The sequence below is a fragment of the Microcoleus sp. PH2017_34_RAT_O_A genome, assembly GCF_020737885.1.
Taxonomy (GTDB): domain Bacteria; phylum Cyanobacteriota; class Cyanobacteriia; order Cyanobacteriales; family Microcoleaceae; genus Microcoleus.
Window position 1 is genome coordinate 12,103 of the sequence record NZ_JAEQDD010000049.1, and the last position, 21,175, is coordinate 33,277.

Sequence of the window (21,175 nt, forward strand, 5' to 3'; positions counted from 1 at the left end):
AGACTCAGAGGACAGAGACATATTGCAGCATTATTTCATAACAGAGGACTCACATACACCCTGCGACCTAAATTATCAATTCAGCACTCAATTATCAATCTTATACCATCTCAACTGTTGCTACAACATAATTTTTGAGTTGGTTTGCTCAATTTGCGATGGCATAGGTGCGTCGCAATGAGACGATCGATTTTATACTAGGGATTTTTAATTGCGAGGCACCCTACCGCTAAAATTATTCAATCTTCAATCTTCAATCTCAAATCTCAAATCTCAAATCGTGTTAATTGCCGCCAGTAACTCCCCCAGCCTGACCTCTGAGTACAAAAATTACTCCCGTCATAATTAGCCCCACGCCTACCAACCGCAGCGGTGGCAAAGGCTCGCCAAATACAATTTTGCCACCCAAAACAGTAAACAAGTAACTAATTGACAGTAAAGGCGAGACTATGCTAATGTTGGCGCGAGACAAAACTACGATAAAGCCGATCGAAGAAACTGCATACAAACACAGACCTCCAACTATCAAAGGCTGAGTTGCCATTGCGATAACTTTTTCAACTAAATTAGCAGCGCCAATCGGTCCTAATATTTTCGCTCCCGCTTTCAGACTAAATTGACCTACAACACTGCACAAAATAGCAGCGAGCAAAACTAGAAAAACGCTTCTACTCATAAGTTTAAGTAACCTATATTACAGCAAAAATTGCCATTCCAAAAAACTGGAAAAACTTAAATTAAGTTTTGTTGAGTTTTCTTCACCACTAATAATTTAAGCATAGATACTGGAACAGTAAGTATTGTCGATCGCCAGTAACGCCTGGAACAAACATATGGCAGAACAGACCAACACCAGCGAGGAATACAGTCTCGAACTCTCGATACTCATGCCCTGCCTCAACGAGGCAGAAACTTTAGAAATCTGTATCGAGAAGGCACAGAAGTCCCTGCGCGAACTTAATATTGCCGGCGAGGTCATCATAGCAGACAACGGCAGCACTGACGGTTCTCAAGATATCGCCACCCGATTGGGGGCCCGAGTCGTACCCGTAGCAGCCAAAGGCTACGGCAGCGCCCTAATGGGAGGCATCGTAGCCGCGCGCGGAGTTTATATTATCATGGGCGACGCTGACGACAGCTACGACTTTTCGCACCTCGGCGCCTTTGTCGAAAAATTGCGGGGAGGCTGCGATTTAGTCATGGGAAACCGCTTTCAAGGGGGCATCAAACCAGGGGCCATGCCGCCGCTGCACAAATATTTAGGAAATCCGGTGCTGACATGGGTTGGGCGGTTATTCTTTTCAAGTCCCGCCGGCGACTTTCACTGCGGGCTCAGAGGTTTCAGGAGAGACTCAATTTTGAAACTCGACTTGCAAACAACCGGTATGGAATTTGCCAGCGAAATGGTCGTCAAAGCCTCGCTGTACAAGTTGGCAATCACTGAAGTCCCAACCGTACTCTCTCCCGACGGCCGCAGCCGCCCGCCACACCTGCGAACTTGGCGAGATGGCTGGCGGCACCTCCGATTTTTGCTGCTGTACAGTCCCCGGTGGCTGTTTCTGTATCCCGGTACGGGGCTGATGATGTTGGGTTTAATAGTTGGCATTTGGCTGTTGCCCGGTACTCAAAAAATCGGGAGCATCAGCTTTGATGTACATACGCTATTGTATGCTGCGATCGCAATTATCGTCGGTTTTCAAGCCGTAACATTCGCTTTCTTCACCAAAATTTTCGCCATCAGCGAGAAACTGTTGCCGCAAGACCCCAAACTCAACAAAATATTTCGCTATGTCACCCTAGAGACAGGATTGATCGTGGGAATCACGCTAATATTAATCGGAATAATTGGCTCGTTCTTGTCATTAACTATCTGGAGCAAAACAGATTTCGGTTCTCTAGACTCCTCTAAAACTCTCCGTTTAGTTATTCCCTCCCTCACGTGCCTGACAGTAGGTTTGCAGATGGTTCTGTCTAGCTTTTTTCTCAGCGTTCTGAGCTTAAAACGTAGGTAAAATAATTCAACCTCAAATCTTATTACAATTGTCAGCAAAGATAATTTGAACCAGCCCAAAAACAGATACAGGCTGTCGGCGCATGGAGTGGATATCCCCAGACTTTAGACCAAATTTCAAGCTACCCAATTCATCTGTGGAGTAAATCTAAAATCTAAAATTTAAAATTCAGAATCGACAGACTTGTCCAAATGCTGCGTTAAAGCGGTCAGGAACAATCAGACTTCACCCATCTAATCTGTACATCGAAAACCTCAAATCCTATGACAGTAACTGAAAACAATTCCAGCGAGTATATCGGCCCCAAGCTAGGTGGTTTCGCCACTAAACTATCTTGGTACGCCCGCCAAAAAATGTTTGATTTGCTCCTGGGATTAGCCAATCCCAGCGACGACACAACCGTCCTGGATGTAGGAGTAACTTCCGACCGTCGCGAAGATTGCAATTTCTTTGAAAAACTCTATCCATACCCCCATAAAATAACCGCAGTCGGCATGGAAGATGCTGCCTTTTTAGAAGAAGAATATCCCGGTTTAACATACGTCCGTTCCGACGGGTTGACTTTACCATTTCCCGACAAAAGTTTTGATTTAGTCGTGAGTTTTGCCGTAATCGAACACGTCGGCAATAGGACTCAGCAAAAAGCTTTTGTTCGGGAACTTTGCCGAGTCGGCAAAACTTGTTGCATCACCACTCCCAACCGCTGGTATCCCGTAGAATTCCACACTGCTGTTCCCCTAATTCATTGGTTTCCCCCTTCTTGGTTTCGAGCTTTGTTGAGATTGCTCGGCAAAAACTTCTTTGCCAAAGAGGAGAATCTCAACCTATTATCCGAGAAAGATGTGTTAAAGATGCTCCCAGCAGATGCTCAAGTTTCTACCAGACATTTTCGGCTTCTCGGTTTGATATCCAATCTGCTCTTTTATGTTAAAAATCCCCTTTGATTAGATAAGGATCGCGAATTAAATAACTTACAATTTTAATTGTTATTGTGGGATGGGCGTCCCGCCCATCCCACAAACTTGTGTAAATTATTTAATTTGCGATCCTTATTTAATTCTCATTCCTAAGACTCGGCGGTTGAAACCGCTACTACACAAACGAAGTCCGCCTCCGCGGACTAAAGAGTAAAGTTATTGTAGGGTGTGCAATGCGTACCTTACTGCTATGAGTAGCGTATCATGTAAGACTTTTTTCAGCTTGCTTTGATTCTAGCAACTGTTCAGAACTACAAACCCATAGAGATGGCTTTAGTTCCCAAATCTAACACAAAATTTTCTCCGTCTTCATAAAGTTTTTTGCGACTTTTTGCAAGTTGCCGCACGTTATCCCGAAAATCGTGAGAGAGTTTTGCTTGCAGTCGAAACCAAGATGACAATCCAGGCCCCGAAGTATCTACATCTGCGGGATGATTGAGACTCCAAGACGAATAAGCTATGTATCGAATAGATTTTGAAACTAAATAGTTTGCTAAGGCTTCAGGGCCTTTGAATACAGGCATACCGGGTGGCAAACTTGCTCCCCCCGGCCAGTCTGCTAGGAAAATTTGATTGCGTTTGAAGTCGAGGATAAAAGGTGCATCTAGTCTGGTCAAAACTGTTTCTCCCTGTGGCACAGACTCCTGTATTGCTACGTACTGCGACTTTTGCTTTGCTGTAACTAATGATGGATTTGTCAGCCCAAATTCTATATTTTTTACATAAGCTGAGTAAGTCTGTTTAGTGATAGCCCAGTTATAGCTAATTGCCAACCCCGCACAAAATACAGCAGCAATAAAAAAGTTGGCTGCTCCGTTTTTGTTTGATGTTCCTGTGTCGGTCATTGCTACCGCGATCAATATTAAAATTGCTGGGAAAAGGTGAGAAAACGAATAGCGAAAAGGGTCGGCATTTTCGGTAATTACACCTACAGCAATTGTCGCCAATCCCGCTGCAATTGTCATTGATAAAACTGCTTGGCGGTTCGAGAACGAAGGTTCTTCGGGTAAATTGCCAAACTTCCAAGGTCGGATGCTCAAGCTCAAACAGCCGAGAAATATCAGTATAAAAACATAAATACCTTGGAATGCTCTCATGGCGCTTTTCGCAGTTCCTAATAACGTCGAACCTGATTTGAAGGTAATGCCGTAGGCGGAGGCGTGATAGCCTTTTCCCAAAAGAGGATACAATAGAGTGCCTGAGGATTGATACATTGAAATCATCCAAGGCAGTAGAAATACTCCCACTAATACTGTTGTCAATACCAATTCAAATAAAACTTTTTGTTTGGATTCGGAGCTAATTAAATAGCAAATATAGCTGGTGGCAAATAGAAAGACACAGGCGGGTATTAGCGATGATTTTAAAGCACAAATAGCCGCTGCAATTAAAGCTAATATACAAGCATTTGCCGCCCAATGGTTGCGTTCTATCTCTTTACTGTCAAGCGTCCTGAACAAACTTACAAATAAAGCGACTGGCAGCATGAGACTTGTAGTGTTAGCCTTGGGAAGTGGAATCAAAAGCAAGAATAAAATAGTGAAGACGATTCGTTTGGTTGAAACTTTATTTTCTTTGAAAAATCCTAGGATTAGTCCGACAGTAATTATCAGGGGCAAAGCGGGGTCGATGAGGTTGAGATTAGTGTCGGAAAGTCCGCTTAAAATCAATGCTTGGAGAAATGACTGCCCACCTAAAGATACTATTCTTCGTTCGCTAAAAGGGTCTGAACCCATCGAACCGAGTTGCAGCATTTTGTGGGGAAATACTAAGTAACCGTGGTAGTCGTCGCTAGTATTAAATCCGTCAGCATAGACCATATTTGCAAAGTTGTGTCTACCTGTATAAAGCCATCCGGCGTATTGAATTAAAATTAGTAGACTAACTATGGCAATGCCTGCTAAGATGACTTTATCTTTGCGGCATTCTTGAAAAAAGTGCCAGATATTATTAATAATTAATTGTCTGTGATTTATTAAATCTACTAGACAGTAAATGAGTCCCAAACCTAAAAAAAATAGAATTGTGGTTTGGGAAATAGTCCAGGTTGCATTTAAGATGCCGCCAATTAGAACGCTAAAAGCTAGACCCCAAGCGGCTCTTTGTCCCCAGTCAATTCGCTGGTTGGGAAACAGGATGTGGTTGAAGACTTTTCCCCAACCGATGAGGGATAGTAGCAGGCAAATACCGTAGGAAAATGAGATGAGGTATGACATCATTGCTGTAGGAGTTGTATCTATTAAATAGTTAACTTTTTAGTTGATTAGTTGTCAAGTGTCGGCTATTTTTATAGGGAGGGTTTTCGATTATACAATAGAGGGTGGTTTTCGTCAATTTATTGTTGATTGTTTATATTAATTAATGGCGATAGAAAAGGCTGTTAATGGCTTGGGAATTTATTTTTTAGTGAGAGATGGGGAAGCAAAGATCGATCGCACGCTCGAACACAAAAAGATCGATCGCCCAGCAATATGTTCTTTCCTGCGATGGAGGGAAAGGTTAGCGGGGCGATCGGCATTCTACAGACATCGTGTCTGTACAGACAGCAAAAAGGCAGGCTACCGGAAATCGGCCCAGCCTTTGTACTGTCGCATTTTGTCGGGAATCTATTGCAGAAGTGCGATCGAGGGTGCATCGCAGTTCATCTCCAGGTATTCGGCTGCGATCGCGAATCCCGAAACCAAAATTCCCAAATTCTGCCTTCGGAGAGAGTCGAAGCTCAAAATTAAACAAGTGTGGCTACAGCTTATCAATGACCTAACATTAAATTTTATCAAAGATTCTGGTACGTTTCCGAATTTTTCATGTATCGTTACAATATGCTCATCTGCCATATCTAAAAAAAATTTAATGAGGTAAAAGCCATGATCGCAAGTTGCTTGATTCCGTTTACGCTCTGCTTGCTCGCTGGACTCGTGACTGCTGGGACTGACAAGAGAACGCTAGACGGGATTCCGGCTCCCATAGCTGCAATTATTGGGGTGTGTTCGTTAATTTGGTTTTTTGCGGTCTGTCCTTGGCCTGTTGAACTCGCTCTAGTGTTGGTGGTGCTGGTTTTTGGCAAAGCTTATTTGCAAGATATCTTGAAAGTCGGTTGAATTCTGAGGGCTAGCGCTCCTAGATTTGGGCTTGCGCGACGATCGATCGTTGGGTGCTTCTATTTTCTTCAAAAATTTTCGATTGTGGCGATGGTTTCCGTTGTGTTCTGCGAGCAAACCGCCACGGCCAAAGCAACCGCAGCATTGGTATTTTTATTTAGGAATGATAATTAAATAACTTACAATCTTTATTGTTATTGTGGGATGGGCGTCCCGCCCATCCCACAAACTTGTGGAAGTTATTTAATTCTCATTTCCTAGCTAGGGCTTGCAATTCAAGTCTCAGGTGGTGCCTCGATCGCAGATAATATAAGGTGCGCTTGCGGCGCACCCTAGAGATCGAGCAAGTAAAATGGCGATCTGTTAAATTGGCAAGCGATTGATATCTTTATTAGAACCAATTACTACCATCACCTCGCCGTTTTTCAAGCGTTCGTTTGGCTGGGGATTGATCTCGAACTTGTCGGCGCGACCGACTGCGAGCAAGTTCAAACCGTACCGGCGCCGGAGATCCAAATCCGCAATGGTTTTACCGTCAAATTTTTCAGGAACGAGCAACTCAACAATGCTGTGATTTGGGTCGAGGTCAAAGCGTTCTAAAATGCTGGGTTGTGTAAGAATGCGGGCTAAAGAGCAGCCCATTTCTCGTTCGGGAAAAACTACATGATCGGCGCCGACTTTTTTCAACAGTTTTAAGTGAGTTTCCGAGGAAGCTTTGGCGATGACGTGAGTTACCCCGCCTTCCTTGAGGTTGAGGGTGGTGGTAATGCTTTCGGCGAGGTAATTGCCGATCGCCACAATCACTGTTTCAAATTCAAATATACCTGCTTCCTGTAGAGCGCTAGGCTCTGTAGAATCTAACTGCAAAACGTGAGCCGAAATGCGATCGCTCAAAGCTTGAGTTACTTTTTTTTCGTCGGTGTCAACTCCCAGGACTTCGTAACCCAAGCCGTGGAGAGTCGAGCACACAGCTCTGCCGAAACGTCCCAAACCAATAACTGCAAACTGCTTGTTTTCCGCGCGCAAACTGCGGAAAAATCTTAAAGATGAAAGGTTCACGCTCATATTCAGCGCTGAAGGTCTGGATATTCAAATTTTAGCATAGACAGCGCTGCCTCCTTTTGATTTTTGAGTAAATAGTAAAAGTTGATTTGGGTTGTGATATCGTTTCCGGTTGCATCGGAATTATATATTTGAATCGTTGAGCGTGCGAGCGTCTCGCTCGCGGCCTGAATCGCGAGCGAGACGCTCGCACTACATAATTCCGATGCAACCGGATTTGATATGACCCATTGTTTAGATTATCAGCAACTGGGCAGGATTTTGCTATCCGACTAACAAACTTTCCTCAGCATACTTAAAAGTTCTGGGTTTGGGGTCGCCGAATGCGGCACTCATCAGCAGCAGCACGCCAACCCGGCCTATGTACATTGTCGCAATCAAAATTAATTTGCCGATCGCCGAAATCTTGGCTGTAATCCCTGTGGAAAGGCCAACTGTACCAAAAGCTGACACGGCCTCAAACAGCACTTGGATAAATTCTAGTTCGGGATTGGTCAGTTCAATTAAAATTGCAGATGAGAAGGCGACTAACAGCGAGCCGAAGACTACGCTAATGGTTTTCAGAATCAGGGCTGCTGGGATTTGACGCTGATAGGACTGCACCTGTTCCTGACCTTCGAGAACTGCTGCGGTACAGCTAAACAATATCCTAAAAGTTGTGGTTTTGATGCCGCCACCGGTGCTACCGGGACTGGCGCCGATAAACATGAGGGCGATGGTCAAAAATAGCGCGGCTTCGCTCATTTTTCCAATGTCAATTGTATTAAATCCTGCCGTGCGGGGCGTCACAGATTGAAACCAAGCTGCCATCACCTTTTGAGGAAAATTTAGAGGCCCGAAAGTTCCTGGGTTGTTGTATTCCAGCACTAAATATGCTAGGGTTCCTAAAATTAAAAGGACAGCAGTTGTACTGGTAACGACTTTGAAATTCAGGGAAAAAACTGTGCAGATGGGGCTTTTGTTGAAGCGATCGCGCAGCCACAGGTACATTTCCATAATTACTTGATAGCCGATGCCCCCAAATACGATCAATCCGGTGACTGTGAAGTTAATCACAGGCGAATTGACGTAGCGGATTAAATTATCTGAATAGATGCTAAATCCGGCGTTATTAAAAGAATTCACACTGTGAAAAATAGCAGACCAGAGACCGTCTTTAAATCCGTATTCTGGGACAAAAACTAACATCAGCAAAAACACTCCAGTCAATTCAAACAAAGCGGTTGTTGCTAGAATTGACTGCACGAGTTGTAATACTCCGGCTAGTCCCGATTTGTCAAGTGATTGTTGCAGGGCAATTTTGTCTTTTAAACCAAAGCGGCGGCCCAATAGCAGCAGTAAGAAGGTTGTGGCTGTCATGTAGCCTAAGCCTCCTATTTGCACCAGTAACACGAGGCACAGTTGCCCCCAAAAAGAGTAATATTTTCCGACATCTACAACCGACAACCCTGTGACGCAGACAGCGGAAGTAGAGGTAAAGAGTGCTGTGATTGGATCGCTCCAAGTTCCATCAATTGTGGAAAATGGCATCATTAGTAGTAGAGCACCTGCGGTAATGACGGCGATGAATCCTAAACAAATAGTTCGCGAGACAGTCATTCGATTTTAGATTTTAGATTTTAGATTTTAGATTGGGGATTTTGAGATTTTGAGATTTTGGGATTTGGGATTTGGGATTTGGGATTTGGGATTTGGGATTTTAGAGGGAACCCACAAATCGATTTTAGATTTTTGATTTGGGATTTTAAAGGGAACTCACAAATCGATCGCCTGGCCCGAAATCAGGATATCTCTGCGAGTGCGAGTGCCGGCTGTCGATCGCACTTTCGCCGCCAAGTTCGATGACAACAACAGGACAATCACGGTAGAATTCCTGTAACAACTTGCGATCGTGCGATGACATCAACACTTTACCAGCAAATTCAGCAACTCTACGACGCTTCTAGCGGTTTGTGGGAGCAGGTGTGGGGCGAACATATGCACCACGGTTACTACGGCCCGGATGGAAACTTAAAGAAAGAGCGCCGACAGGCTCAGATAGATTTGATCGAGGAACTGCTCTCCTGGGCCCGAGTGCCGACAGCCGGAGCGCTATCAGAACCTTACCGCATTCTGGATGTCGGTTGCGGCATTGGTGGGAGCACGTTGTATTTGACCGAAAAGTTTGGTTCGATCGCGCAAAATAATTTAAAGTCGGATGATGGGGTCGATCGCGATTTTAGTCGATCGTCGGAACCAAATCAAAAGGGCGATCGGGTGACAGCCACCGGCATTACGCTGAGTCCGGTACAGGCAAACAGAGCAAAGGAACGCGCTAAAATTGCTGGACTGGAAAGCAATGTTAACTTTTTAGTAGCAGATGCTTTAAATATGCCTTTTCCTGATGAGTCCTTCGACTTGGTTTGGTCGCTCGAAAGTGGGGAACATATGCCCGACAAAATTAAGTTTTTAGAGGAATGCTGCCGCGTGCTCAAGCCGGGAGGAACTTTGATTTTGGCAACTTGGTGTCACCGCCCGCTGGGAGAAACAGCGGGAGAATTGACTGATGCAGAGAGGAAGGAATTGGCAGAAATTTACCGAGTTTATGCTTTGCCTTATGTGATTTCTTTGCCGGAATATGAGGAGATTGTCCGCAGTTTGCCTCTGACAAGTATTCGCAGTGCTGATTGGTCAAAAGCTGTGGCTCCTTTTTGGGATGTGGTGATCGATTCTGCTTTGACTCCGAGCGCGATTTGGGGTTTGTTGACGAGCGGTTGGACGACTATTCAAGCTGCACTTGCTCTGGGGTTGATGAGTCGGGGATATGAGAGCGGATTGATTCGTTTCGGGCTGATTTGTGCTGTAAAATAAATGGAACAGTTGACAGTTGACAGTTGACAGTTGACAGTTGACCGAAGGAAGAAGGAAGTTCGGCAACGGATGTAACGGATGTAACGGATAGAAGGAAGAGGGAAGAAGGAAGGAAGAAGGAAGAGTTGACAGTTGACCGAAGAAATGAAGTAAAAAGGAAGAAAGAAGGAAGGAATGAAGGAAGAAGGAATGAAGAAGTTCGGTTGATGATATTTCTGGCGGCAAGTTCAATCAAGTAAGGTGGACAATTTCCATCTTACTTAATATTATTTCTGGTGCGTTTGTAGGATTTATGAGCAACGATTCGATTGGTAAGTCTTGGATTGATGAAAATGGCTCGGCTCCGCAAAGCTGGCTGAGGGCTTTTTGGGAGTTTTCTCGGCCGCATACGATTATCGGGACTACGTTGAGTGTACTGGCTTTGTATGCGATCGCTCAAAGCACTCGATTATTTGTGAATCCTATACTTCTGCCGCTAGCTTTTGCTTGGTTGGCTTGCATTTGTGGCAATATTTATATTGTGGGATTGAACCAGTTAGAAGATGTTGAAATTGATAAGATAAATAAGCCGTATTTGCCGATCGCCTCGGGAGCGTTTTCTCGCAAAACTGGGGAGTTGATTGTAATTGCCACAGGAATTATAGCGGTTGTGACTGCTGTTTTGCAAGGCCCGTTTTTGCTGGCTACAGTTGGCGTTAGTTTGGCGATTGGGACTGCTTATTCTCTGCCACCAATTCGGTTGAAGCGGTTTCCTTTTTGGGCGGCGCTGTGCATTTTTACGGTGCGCGGGGCGATCGTCAATTTAGGGCTGTTTCTACACTTTAATTGGGTTTTGGGTTTGGGAAGGGCGAAAAGCGTTTTTACGGGCTGGAGCTTAAATAGTCTGTCTTTGGCGATTCCGGCGGAAGTTTGGGTGCTGACGGTTTTTGTGATCGTGTTTACTTTTGCGATCGCCATTTTCAAAGATATCCCTGACATGGAGGGCGACAAGCAATACAATATTACTACGTTGACGATCGAGTTGGGCAAGCAGGCTGTGTTTAATTTGTCTCGCTGGGTGTTGACGGTTTGCTATTTGGGCGCTACTTTGGCGGGAGCAGTCGTGTTGTCTAATGTTAATTTAGTGTTTTTGACGGTTGCTCATTTGGTGGCTTTGGGTTTGATGTGGTTTTGGAGTGTCAAAGTTGATTTGGACGAGCAGAAAGAAATTGCTGATTTTTATCAGTTTATTTGGAAGTTGTTTTTCTTAGAATATTTGATTTTTCCCGCAGCTTGTTTGTTGGGATGAAGGCAGTTGGCAGTTGGCAGTTGGCAGTTGGCGGTTATTGTTATAGTAAAAAACAACAAACAACAAACAACAAATAACAAACAACAAATAACAAACAACAAATAACAAACAACACAGACAACTATGGCTTCTAAGAAAAAATTCCAAAAATCTGCCGTCAAAATGCGTGCTGAAGATTCTTTGAAGATAGCTTGGGAATATCATCAAGCGGGGCGTTTGTTAGAAGCTGAAAATTTGTACCGGCAAATTGTGGAAGCGCAGCCGGAGTCAGCAAACGTGTTGTGTTTGTTGGGAATTGCAGTCAGACAGCAGGGGAAAGTGGCTGAGGCGATCGACTTTTACGATCGCGCGATCGCCCAAAACCCCGATTTTGTAGAGGCACATTTAAACAAAGCCCATGTTTTGATGGATGTTGGCGCTACTCAAAGGGCGATCGCCAGTTACGAACAAGTCATCCAACTTTCACCAAATACCGCACTAGCATACAACAATTTGGGCTGGCTCAAACAGCACTTGGGCGAAATTGACTCGGCAATTTCATATTATCAAACAGCGCTCCAGCTCGATCCAAACTTGCTGGAAACTGCACACAATTTAGCAGGCTTATTAAAAGATAAAAATCAATTAAATGAGGCAGTCGCCTGTTACCTGCACGCTTTAAAAATTAATCCTAATTTGACATATTCTCTGATCGGATTGGGAAGAATTTTTCAGCAGCAAGGTAAATTGCCCGAAGCTTTCGACTGCTACCAGCAAGCTATAGCATTAGAACCTAACAATCCCGAATCTCAGAACAATGTGGGAGCATTTTACCACGAACAAGGTAATACTAAAGCAGCAATTTCCCACTACCGACAAGCATTAAAACTTAAGCCGGACTTCGTGGATGCTATTAACAACCTCGCCCACGCTTTGGTCGATTTAGGAGAATTTCAAGAAGCTTTTGCTTGTCACCATCGAGCCTTGGAATTGCAGCCAGACAACGCCATCGCACACCTGGAATTAGCCTTGACTTTGCTATTGTTTGGAGATTTCCAGCGCGGTTTTGCTGAATATGAGTGGCGGTGGCGCACTTCGCAAGTAGAGGCGAGACAATTTCCACAGCCGCTTTGGGATGGTGCGGATTTGCAGGGGAAAACTATTTTACTCCACCTTGAGCAAGGCTTCGGCGATTCGATTCAGTTTATTCGCTACGCGCCGATGCTTCGGAGCCGAGGTGCTAAAGTTATCGTGGCTTGCTATCCAGATTTGATGCGGTTGTTTGCGACTGTTGTCGGGATTGAATATTTATCAGTTTGTTTTGAGGATTTGCCAGCATTTGACTTTCACGCACCGCTGATGAGTTTGCCGAGGATTGTGGGGACAACTCTGGAAACAATTCCCGCAAATGTTCCTTATTTAGCTCCGCCTGCTGAGTGCAGTTTTGCACTTGCTTCTGATGCAAAGTTAAAGGTGGGGATTGTTTGGGCGGGAAGTCCGCAGCGCCGTAAAGATAATCAACGTTCTTGTAGTTTAAGCGATTTTATGCAATTCTTGGATGTTCCGGGAATTGCTTTTTATAGTTTACAAAAAAACTTGTCGGAGTGCGATCGCACTTTGTTGCACCAGCATCTAGTCCCGGATTTGAGCGCGCATCTGAACGACTTTGCTGATACGGCTTCTGCTATATCTCAATTGGATTTAGTGATTACTGTCGATACTTCTGTGGCACACTTGGCTGGTGCTTTGGGTAAACCGGTTTGGGTGCTGCTGTCTTTTGCTCCTGACTGGCGCTGGCTGCTGGATCGCGAAGACAATCCTTGGTATCCAACTGCAAGGCTTTTCCGCCAAAGTCAGCCGGAAAGTTGGCAAGAATTGTTTCAGGATGTGCAGGCGGCTTTGAGTTTATTTGCGATCGCAAATTCTGCTACTTCTGCTGAGGATGCTGCCAAAAATCTACCTCTGGAAATGACAGGCGCTAGCTTGGTTGAGGAAAACAAACAAATATTTGTGACTGCGGGCGAAGCTTTAGGAAATGACTCAGCAGCCAAGCATTTGCAGGGAATTGAGATATCTGTTGTCGCAACGGGCGACGAAAATTCGGCTGTTTTAGATGATTTATTGCAACAAGCAGAACATTTAATGGAAACAGGCGATAAGCTAGAGGCGATCGCCCTTTACGAACAAATTATATCTCTCGCTCCCAATTGTTTCCAAGCGCGCATTAATTATGGTTTTCTCAAACACGAAAATGGGGAATTAGATGCAGCCATTCCGCATTACCAAGAAGCTTTAGCGCTCGCTCCCAATATTCCTCAAACAGCTTACAACTTGGCAAAGATTTTTGAGGAACAAGGTAAAGTGGAACAGGCGATCGCACATTACGAACAAGCTCTGGCTGCTGAACCGGATTTCGTGCCCGCACTGATTAATTTAGCGGTGGCGCTGCAAGAAAAGGGCGAACTGTTAAGGGCGCTCGATTTGTACCGCCGAGCGCTGGAAATTCAACCCCATAGCTGGGAAGCTTACAACAATTTGGCAACTGTTTTGCAAGAACAGGGCAATTTAGAAGAGGCGCTGGAGTATTATCACAAAGCGTTGGAATTGCTGCCGGATTTTGTGGAAGCTATCAACAATTTAGGCAGGACTTTTCTGGAAAAAGGCGCGGTTGAAGATGCGATCGCCTGCTACAGACGGGCGATTCATTTGAATCCGGATCATGCTAGCGCTCACCTGAATTTGTCCTTGGCTTTGCTGTTGGCGGGAGATTTTGCAAATGGCCTCGCCGAATACGAGTGGCGCTGGCAGATTAAAGAATTTAAAACAGGCCATTCCTGTTATTTGACGGCGCCGGGAAATACACTTTCGGCAAGAGAATACCGGCCGCTGTGGGACGGTTCCAACTTGCAGGGAAAGACTGTTTTGCTGCACGCGGAACAAGGTTTAGGCGATTCGCTTCAGTTTATTCGCTACGTTGAGATTGTCAAAAATCGAGGCGGTAGGGTAATTGTTGATTGTTACCCGCAATTGCGCCGTTTGTTTGCCATGGTTGATGGCATTGATTTGTTGATAGTTAGAGGTGAACCGCTGCCGGAATTTGACGTGCAAGTGCCGATGTTGAGTTTACCCTATGTTCTCGGTACAAGGCTAGAAACAATTCCGGCAACTACTGCTTATTTGTCTCCCCCTGCGGATGCTGAATTTGCGCTTTTGCCCGATCGCAATTTGAAAGTTGGGATTGTCTGGGCGGGGAATCCCAAACACCGCAAAAATATGCAGCGTTCTTGCGGTTTAAGTCAGTTTCTGCCGCTTTTGGACGTTTCGGGGGTAACTTTTTACAGCTTGCAGAAGGAGGTTTTAGAGGCCGATCGCGCGCTGTTGAATGGAACGCCGATCGTCGATTTGAGCCCGCATTTTGGTGATTTGGCTGATACTGCTGCTGCGATCGCCAAACTGGATTTAGTAATTACTGTCGATACGGCTGTCGCCCATTTGGCGGGGGCTTTGGGCAAACCGGTGTGGGTTTTGCTGGCGTTTTCCCCGGATTGGCGGTGGTTGTTGGAGCGCGAAGACAGTCCTTGGTATCCCAGTGCAAGGCTGTTTCGGCAACGGGAAAGGGGAGGCTGGGAGGGTGTTTTCGCTAGGGTGGCGGAGGCTCTAGGCGCTGTTTCTGCTGAATTTGTGCCGTCGGAGGCGGCGGATTGGGAGTTGCAGTTGGGCCGAGATTTGCAACAGCAGGGCAATTTGGGCGGGGCGATCGAGTGTTACCAGCGGGCGATCGCGATCGATCCGAATTATGCAGCCGCCCACAGCAATTTAGGTGTTGTCAAACAGCAAAGCGGGCGGTTAACAGAGGCGATCGCGCATTACCGACAAGCCCTAGAAATCGACCCGAATTTGGCTGAAACTGCGAGCAATTTGGGCAGCGCGCTGGCGGAAGCAGGGGAGAATGAAGGTGCGATCGCCCAATACCAGCGGGCGCTGTCTTTGAACCCGAATTGCGCGGAAGCGCTGGTTAATTTGGGCCTGCTGCGGGAAGAGCAAGGGGATGTGGGGGAGGCTGTCAGGTTGTACGAGCAAGCGATTCAAGTCAATCCTGATTGTGCTGTGGCTTATTTGAATTTGGGCATTGCTTTGGAGGAACGAGGAGAGGAAACGGGCGCGAATTACGATCGCGCGATCGCAAATTACGAACGGGCGATCGCTCTCGAACCCAATTATGTAGACGCCTTGCACAACTTAGGATACGCCTCGATCCGACAGGGCAGAATTGCAGATGCGATCGCCTATTACGATCGAGCTATGGCGGTGCAACCAGATTTAGCCGAAACTCTGATCGGTTTGGGGAGTTCCCTGCAACAGCAAGATAAGTTAGATGAGGCTCTAGCCGTTTGCCAGCAAGCGATTCAGCAGTTACCAGCCAATGCTGAGGCTCGCTGCAATCTGGGAATTGTGCTGCACAAACAGGGCAAAATTGCAGGTGCGATCGCCTGTTACCAGCAAGCTTTGAGCCTGCAACCCGACTTTCCCGAAGCTTTGAACAATCTGGGTAAGGCTTTTGAGGAAGCCGGAAATATGGCAGAGGCGATCGATTGTTACCGTAGGGCGATCGAGTTGAAACCGGGTAATATGAATCCCCTCAACGGTTTGGGGAAAGTGTTGCACCAAGGCGGCCAATTTGCGGATGCTGTCACCTGCTACAGTCAAGCAGTTCAATTCAATGCGACTAACCCGGAATCTCACCTAAATTTAGGTTTGGCTTTGCTGCTGTCTGGAGAGTTGCAGCGCGGTTTTTCCGAGTACGAATGGCGGCTCCTGATTAAGGAAAAAGAGTTTCCGTGCCACAACTTTATTCAGCCGATTTGGGACGGCAAAGATTTGGAGGGAAAAACTATTTTGCTTTGCCCGGAACAGGGTTTGGGCGATGCAATTCAGTTTATCCGCTACGCAGATTTAGTCAAGCAAAAAGGTGGCAAGGTAATTGTTTGGTGTTTGCCGCACTTGCAGCGGTTGTTTGCCCAAGTTTCGGGAATCGATGAGTTAATAATTAATCCCGACGATGCGCCTGATTTTCAAGTTCATACGCGGTTAATGAGTTTGCCGCACATTCTGGGAACAACTTTAGATACTATACCAGCTAATGTTCCTTATTTAGCTCCGCCACCCGGTTTGGAATGCGCTCTTCCGAACACTCCTAATTTGAAAGTAGGGATTGTGTGGTCTGGAAATACTCAACATTCACAAAATAAGGTACGATCGTTCCCGCTAGATTTGTTGGCAAAACTGTTAGAGATTCCCGGAGCAGATTTTTACAATTTGCAAAAGCAAATGACAGCAGACGAGCGTGCTTGGTTAGATCGAATGCCCGTCACAGATTTAAGCTCTAATTTGCACGATATGGCAGTTACTGCTGCGGTAATCTCGGCTCTGGATTTAGTCATTTCGGTAGATACTTCTGTAGCGCATTTGGCGGGTGCTTTGGGCAAACCCGTGTGGATTTTGCTGTGTTTTGTGCCGGATTGGCGGTGGATGTTGGAGCGCGAAGATACTCCTTGGTATCCCAGTGCAAGGCTGTTTCGTCAGTCAGCAGCGGGGGATTGGGATGGAGTTTTAGATCGGGCTACTTTGGCGCTTGAAGCAAAAATTCATGAGCATCAGGAAGCTCGACAACCAATAGAAATTCAGTCTAATATTGAGTTAGCTAAGAAACAATTCGATCGCGCAAATCTGCTGAAATCCCAAGGAAGGCTTGCCGAGGCGATCGCATATTTCAAGAATGCTTTGGTTTTGCAGCCAGATTCCATCGAGTCCGCTACTAATTTAGCCGTCACGCTGCACCAAACAGGCGATTTAGCCGAAGCTGCGACGTATTATCAGCGCGCGATCGAAATTGACCCGAACTGCGCCCAAGCGCAAAATAACTTGGGTATTTTGCTGCAAGATCGGGGAAATATCGCCGAGGCTGTAATTTGCTTTCAAAAGGCGATCGCCCTAAATCCCGTTTATGTCAAAGCTTTGAACAATCTCGGCGCGACTCTCCAGCAGCAGGGCGAGATTCAAAGTGCGATCGTCTATTTTCAGCAAGCACTTTCCCTCAATGCCAATTACGTACCCGCCCTCGTAAATTTGGGCGTGGCGATGCAAGCAAAATGTCAGCCAGCGGAGGCCGGGCGGCTTTACCAGCGTGCAATTGAAGCAGAACCGAACAATCCTAAAGGACACTATCACCTGGGAAATTCATGTTTGGCTGCGGGCAAAATAGAGCAGGCAATTTCTAGCTTTGAGGTAGCAATATCTTTGCAGCCAAATTATGTAGAAGCCCTGACTAATTTAGGCAGTGCCGTGGAACTATTAGGAGACGTAAATCGGGCAATTTCATGTTATAATCAAGCTCTCGCAGTAGCTCCAGACTGTGTTAAAGCTCACTTCAATTTAGGCTTAGTCTTGCTGTTGACAGGTGACTTGCCGCGCGGCTTAGCAGAATACGAGTGGCGGTGGCACACAGATCAGGCGAAAAAATTGCCGCGGTTGAATTTTGACAAGCCAGTTTGGGACGGTTCAGATTTGAACGGACAAACTATTTTACTCCGCTGCGAACAAGGTTTGGGCGACGCAATTCAATTTGTCCGCTACGCCACAATTGTCCAGCAAAAGGGCGGCAAAGTCATTATATCTTGCTATCAAGAACTGAAGCGTTTATTTAAGCAGATTCCTGGTATCGAACAAGTGGCGGTGCGGGTGGAAGAATTGCCCGATTTTCAAGTGCAAGCACCGCTGATGAGTTTGCCGCACATTCTCGGAACAACTTTAGACAATATACCCGCCAATGTTCCTTATTTAGCGGCGCCGCCGAATTGGCAATTTTCGCTAAATTGCGATCGCAATTTCAAAGTAGGGATTGTCTGGGCGGGAAGTTCGGAACATTTGAAGGATTTTGTGCGATCGAGCGATTTCAGCTATTTCTTGAAATTCTTAGATATTCCCGGTGTCAGTTTTTACAGTCTGCAAAAAGAAGTGTCGGCGGATGACATGACTTTGTTAACTCAAACTTCTGTCATAGATTTGAGCGACAATTTGAACGATTTTGCCGATACTGCGGCGGTGATATCGCAACTAGATTTAGTTATTTGCGTCGATACCGCTGTGGCGCACTTAGCCGGTGCGTTGGGCAAACCTGTCTGGATTTTGCTCTCATTTATGCCCGATTGGCGGTGGCTGCTGACACGGGAAGACAGCCCTTGGTATCCCACTGCGCGGTTGTTTCGGCAGGAAACAGCGGGTGATTGGGATGCCGTGGGCGATCGCATAAAAGTCGCTTTACAAGAGTTAATTCCCACTCCCACTGAGGCTAAATCATCATCAAGTGCGATCGCAGAAATAGACGTACAGTTTCACATAGCAAAGGCATTACAAAAACAAGGTAACAAAGCAGCCGCAGCCGCGCGCTACCAACAAGTAATCGCCACCTCGCCCAACCACGCCGAAGCCCACACTTATTTAGGTTATCTCAAACAGGAAAACGGACAAATAGCCGAGGCAGTTTCGCACTACCAGCAAGCACTAGCAATCAATCCCAACCTGGACAAAACCAACTTATATTTAGGTTATGCCCTGGAAGAACAAGGAAGAGTTGCGGAGGCGATCGACTGCTATACTAAAGCAATTCAACTATCTCCAGAATCTCCAGATTTGCGTTTGAGACTAGCATTTGCTTTGCTGTTGACTGGCAATTTTCAGCCTGGTTTTGCCGAGTACGAATCGCGCTGGCACACTCAAGAATTAGAACAACAATATACCAATTACCCGCTTTGGGATGGTTCAGATTTGCAGGGGAAAACAATTTTATTGCATCCAGAACAAGGTTTTGGCGATGCGATTCATTTTATCCGCTACGCACCTTTAGTCAAGCAAAAAGGCGGCAAAGTTATGGTTGCTTGTCATCAATCGCTGAAGCGTTTGTTTGAAAAAGTGGCAGGCGTAGATAATGTAGTCACAAACCCGCAGAATTTGCTAGATTTTCAAGTGCAAGCGCCGCTGCTAAGTTTGCCGCGAATTCTGGGGACGACTTTGGAAAACATACCTGCAAATATTCCTTATTTAGCTGCGCCCGATGATTGTAAAATTTCCCTAGGATCGAACAATAAACTAAAAGTAGGTATTGTGTGGGCGGGCGGGCCGCTGCACCGCAAAAATCACGAGCGATCCTGTAAGTTGAGTGAGTTTTTGAAGTTTTTAGATGTTCCGGGCGCGAGTTTTTACAGCCTTCAGAAAGATTTGTCGGCGGGCGATTTAACTTTATTGAATCAACAGCAAATCCCCAATTTAAGCGAACATTGCCTCGATTTTGCCGACACCGCAGCGATTATTTCGCAACTGGATTTAGTAATTTGTGTTGATACCGCGATCGCCCACTTAGCCGGTGCGTTGGGCAAACCTGTCTGGATTTTGCTCTCTTTCATGCCCGATTGGCGGTGGATGCTGACACGGGAAGACAGCCCTTGGTATCCCACTGCGCGGTTGTTTCGGCAGTCACAGGCGGGTGATTGGGATGCCGTGGGCGATCGTATAAAAGCAGCCCTAGAACAGCTAATTACCTGTTTCCAAGGGGCGGGCACGGGGGCACCACCCCTACATATTCTCCCAGAAACCCCGCCACAAATAACAGGAATCGGCATCAGTTGGCCAGTCAGCATCACCAGCGGCTGGGGCATTTACGGCATGAATTTAACACTGCAACTGCTGCGAAATCCCGCCTGGGAAGTTGCACTTTTAGTACCGCCATCCATTACCTCAGAATCCATCAATCCGCTGCACAAATCACTCTTGTCACCCGCAGTAGAAAAGCAGAAACAATTTCAGGAATTAGTAACAGCAAATTCTGACAAACAAATCAGTTGTAACTTTCCTGTACTTTACGCTTTGGGGAATAACTTAGCATCCTCGGGAGTCGAAAATCACCTAATCAGCCCTTGTCAAGTAGGAGTCATCTTTTTTGAAGACACCCGCATCACCCCAGCCGCCCTAGAAACAGCCAAAAAATATCGCGCTATTGTCGCCGGTTCCCACTGGAATGCCGATGTTTTGAGAAGCTGCGGCTTGACTAACGTCGCGATGGTAAATCAAGGAATTGACCCCGCAATTTTCCATCCTGCACCTAAATCTAACCTATTTGGCGATCGCTTCGTCATCTTCTCCGGCGGCAAACTCGAATATCGCAAAGGCCAAGACATTGTAATCGCCGCTTTCAAACGATTTCGCGCCAAACATCCAGAAGCTTTACTACTAACAACCTGGCACAATTTCTGGCCTCAATATATGCTAGGAATCGAACAAACCGGAAATGTTGCGGGACTTCCCAATATCAACCGCGACGGAAGTTTAGGAATTTCGCAATGGTTGGCGGCTAACGGCTTACCAGTTGACTCTTTTATCGACATCGGTTTAATTCCCAATCACCTCGCCGGACAAATATTGCGAGAAGCTGACTGCGCTGTTTTCACCAATCGCTGCGAAGGCGGCACTAATTTAGTCGCAATGGAAAGTATGGCCTGCGGAATTCCTACTATTTTATCAGCAAATACCGGACATTTAGACTTGATTTACAGCAATATTTGCTATCCTTTGTCGCATCAGGGACGAGTTAAACCGACTGCTCATTTTCCCGGTGTAGAAGGTTGGGGAGAGTCAGATGTTGAGGAAGTTGTCGAGGCTTTGGAGCAAGTTTATACTAATCGCGAAGAAGCGAAACGTCGGGGTTTAGCTGCGGCGAATTTTATGCTCGATTGGACTTGGGAAAAACAAGTTAAACGCTTTTTGAATATTATTGGCGGGCTATATACATAATTCCCGTAGGGGCGGGTTCACCAACAATAATCGCCCCAAAACTAACAATTTCAAAAACCCGCCCTC

At 46.0% G+C, this 21,175-nt stretch carries 11 protein-coding genes; 7 read left to right on the forward strand and 4 right to left on the reverse strand.

The genetic code is table 11. The annotated features are described in order from the left end of the window. Nucleotides 1-283: 283 nt before the first annotated feature. Entirely contained in the window at nt 284-676 is a 393-nt protein-coding gene (locus JGK11_RS17505; protein ID WP_293150051.1) for a transporter, read from the reverse strand. A gap of 157 nt (nt 677-833) precedes the next feature. On the opposite strand from JGK11_RS17505, the gene JGK11_RS17510 reads away from it, so the two are divergent. Then, entirely contained in the window at nt 834-2,012 is a 1,179-nt protein-coding gene (locus JGK11_RS17510) for a glycosyltransferase family 2 protein (protein ID WP_293181783.1), read from the forward strand. Nucleotides 2,013-2,275: 263 nt separating this feature from the next. Next, nucleotides 2,276-2,956 (forward strand): class I SAM-dependent methyltransferase, encoded by a 681-nt coding sequence (locus tag JGK11_RS17515; RefSeq protein ID WP_293181785.1) that lies wholly within the window; start codon nt 2,276-2,278, stop codon nt 2,954-2,956. Between the two features lie 284 nt (nt 2,957-3,240). Here the strand turns inward: JGK11_RS17515 and JGK11_RS17520 are convergent, their stop codons facing one another. Continuing rightward, entirely contained in the window at nt 3,241-5,208 is a 1,968-nt protein-coding gene (locus JGK11_RS17520) for a hypothetical protein (RefSeq protein ID WP_293212383.1), read from the reverse strand. 252 nt (nt 5,209-5,460) lie between these two features. Between JGK11_RS17520 and JGK11_RS17525 the strand changes: the two genes are divergently transcribed. Further along, nucleotides 5,461-5,718, forward strand: coding sequence for a hypothetical protein (locus JGK11_RS17525; protein ID WP_293181789.1), 258 nt, complete (start codon nt 5,461-5,463; stop codon nt 5,716-5,718). A 135-nt stretch (nt 5,719-5,853) separates the two neighbouring features. Then, on the forward strand, nt 5,854-6,087 hold the full coding sequence (locus tag JGK11_RS17530) for a hypothetical protein (RefSeq protein ID WP_293151796.1): 234 nt from the start codon (nt 5,854-5,856) through the stop codon (nt 6,085-6,087). 363 nt (nt 6,088-6,450) lie between these two features. Here JGK11_RS17530 and JGK11_RS17535 read toward each other — a convergent pair whose 3' ends face one another. Together JGK11_RS17535 and JGK11_RS17540 are read right to left on the reverse strand one after the other, a co-directional pair. Then, the gene (locus JGK11_RS17535; RefSeq protein WP_293181801.1) at nt 6,451-7,146 is read right to left on the reverse strand and encodes a TrkA family potassium uptake protein; all 696 of its coding nucleotides are present in this window, start codon (nt 7,144-7,146) and stop codon (nt 6,451-6,453) included. Nucleotides 7,147-7,413: 267 nt separating this feature from the next. Continuing rightward, entirely contained in the window at nt 7,414-8,748 is a 1,335-nt protein-coding gene (locus tag JGK11_RS17540) for a TrkH family potassium uptake protein (RefSeq protein ID WP_293181791.1), read from the reverse strand. A gap of 297 nt (nt 8,749-9,045) precedes the next feature. Between JGK11_RS17540 and JGK11_RS17545 the strand changes: the two genes are divergently transcribed. The 3 genes from JGK11_RS17545 to JGK11_RS17555 all read left to right on the forward strand — a co-directional run bounded on the left by JGK11_RS17545 (nt 9,046) and on the right by JGK11_RS17555 (nt 21,109). Next, on the forward strand, nt 9,046-9,999 hold the full coding sequence (locus JGK11_RS17545; RefSeq protein ID WP_293191414.1) for a methyltransferase domain-containing protein: 954 nt from the start codon (nt 9,046-9,048) through the stop codon (nt 9,997-9,999). A 292-nt stretch (nt 10,000-10,291) separates the two neighbouring features. Continuing rightward, nucleotides 10,292-11,287, forward strand: coding sequence for a homogentisate phytyltransferase (locus JGK11_RS17550; RefSeq protein WP_293212384.1), 996 nt, complete (start codon nt 10,292-10,294; stop codon nt 11,285-11,287). A 123-nt stretch (nt 11,288-11,410) separates the two neighbouring features. Continuing rightward, the gene (locus tag JGK11_RS17555) at nt 11,411-21,109 is read left to right on the forward strand and encodes a tetratricopeptide repeat protein (protein WP_293212385.1); all 9,699 of its coding nucleotides are present in this window, start codon (nt 11,411-11,413) and stop codon (nt 21,107-21,109) included. The last annotated feature ends 66 nt before the right edge of the window (nt 21,110-21,175 follow it).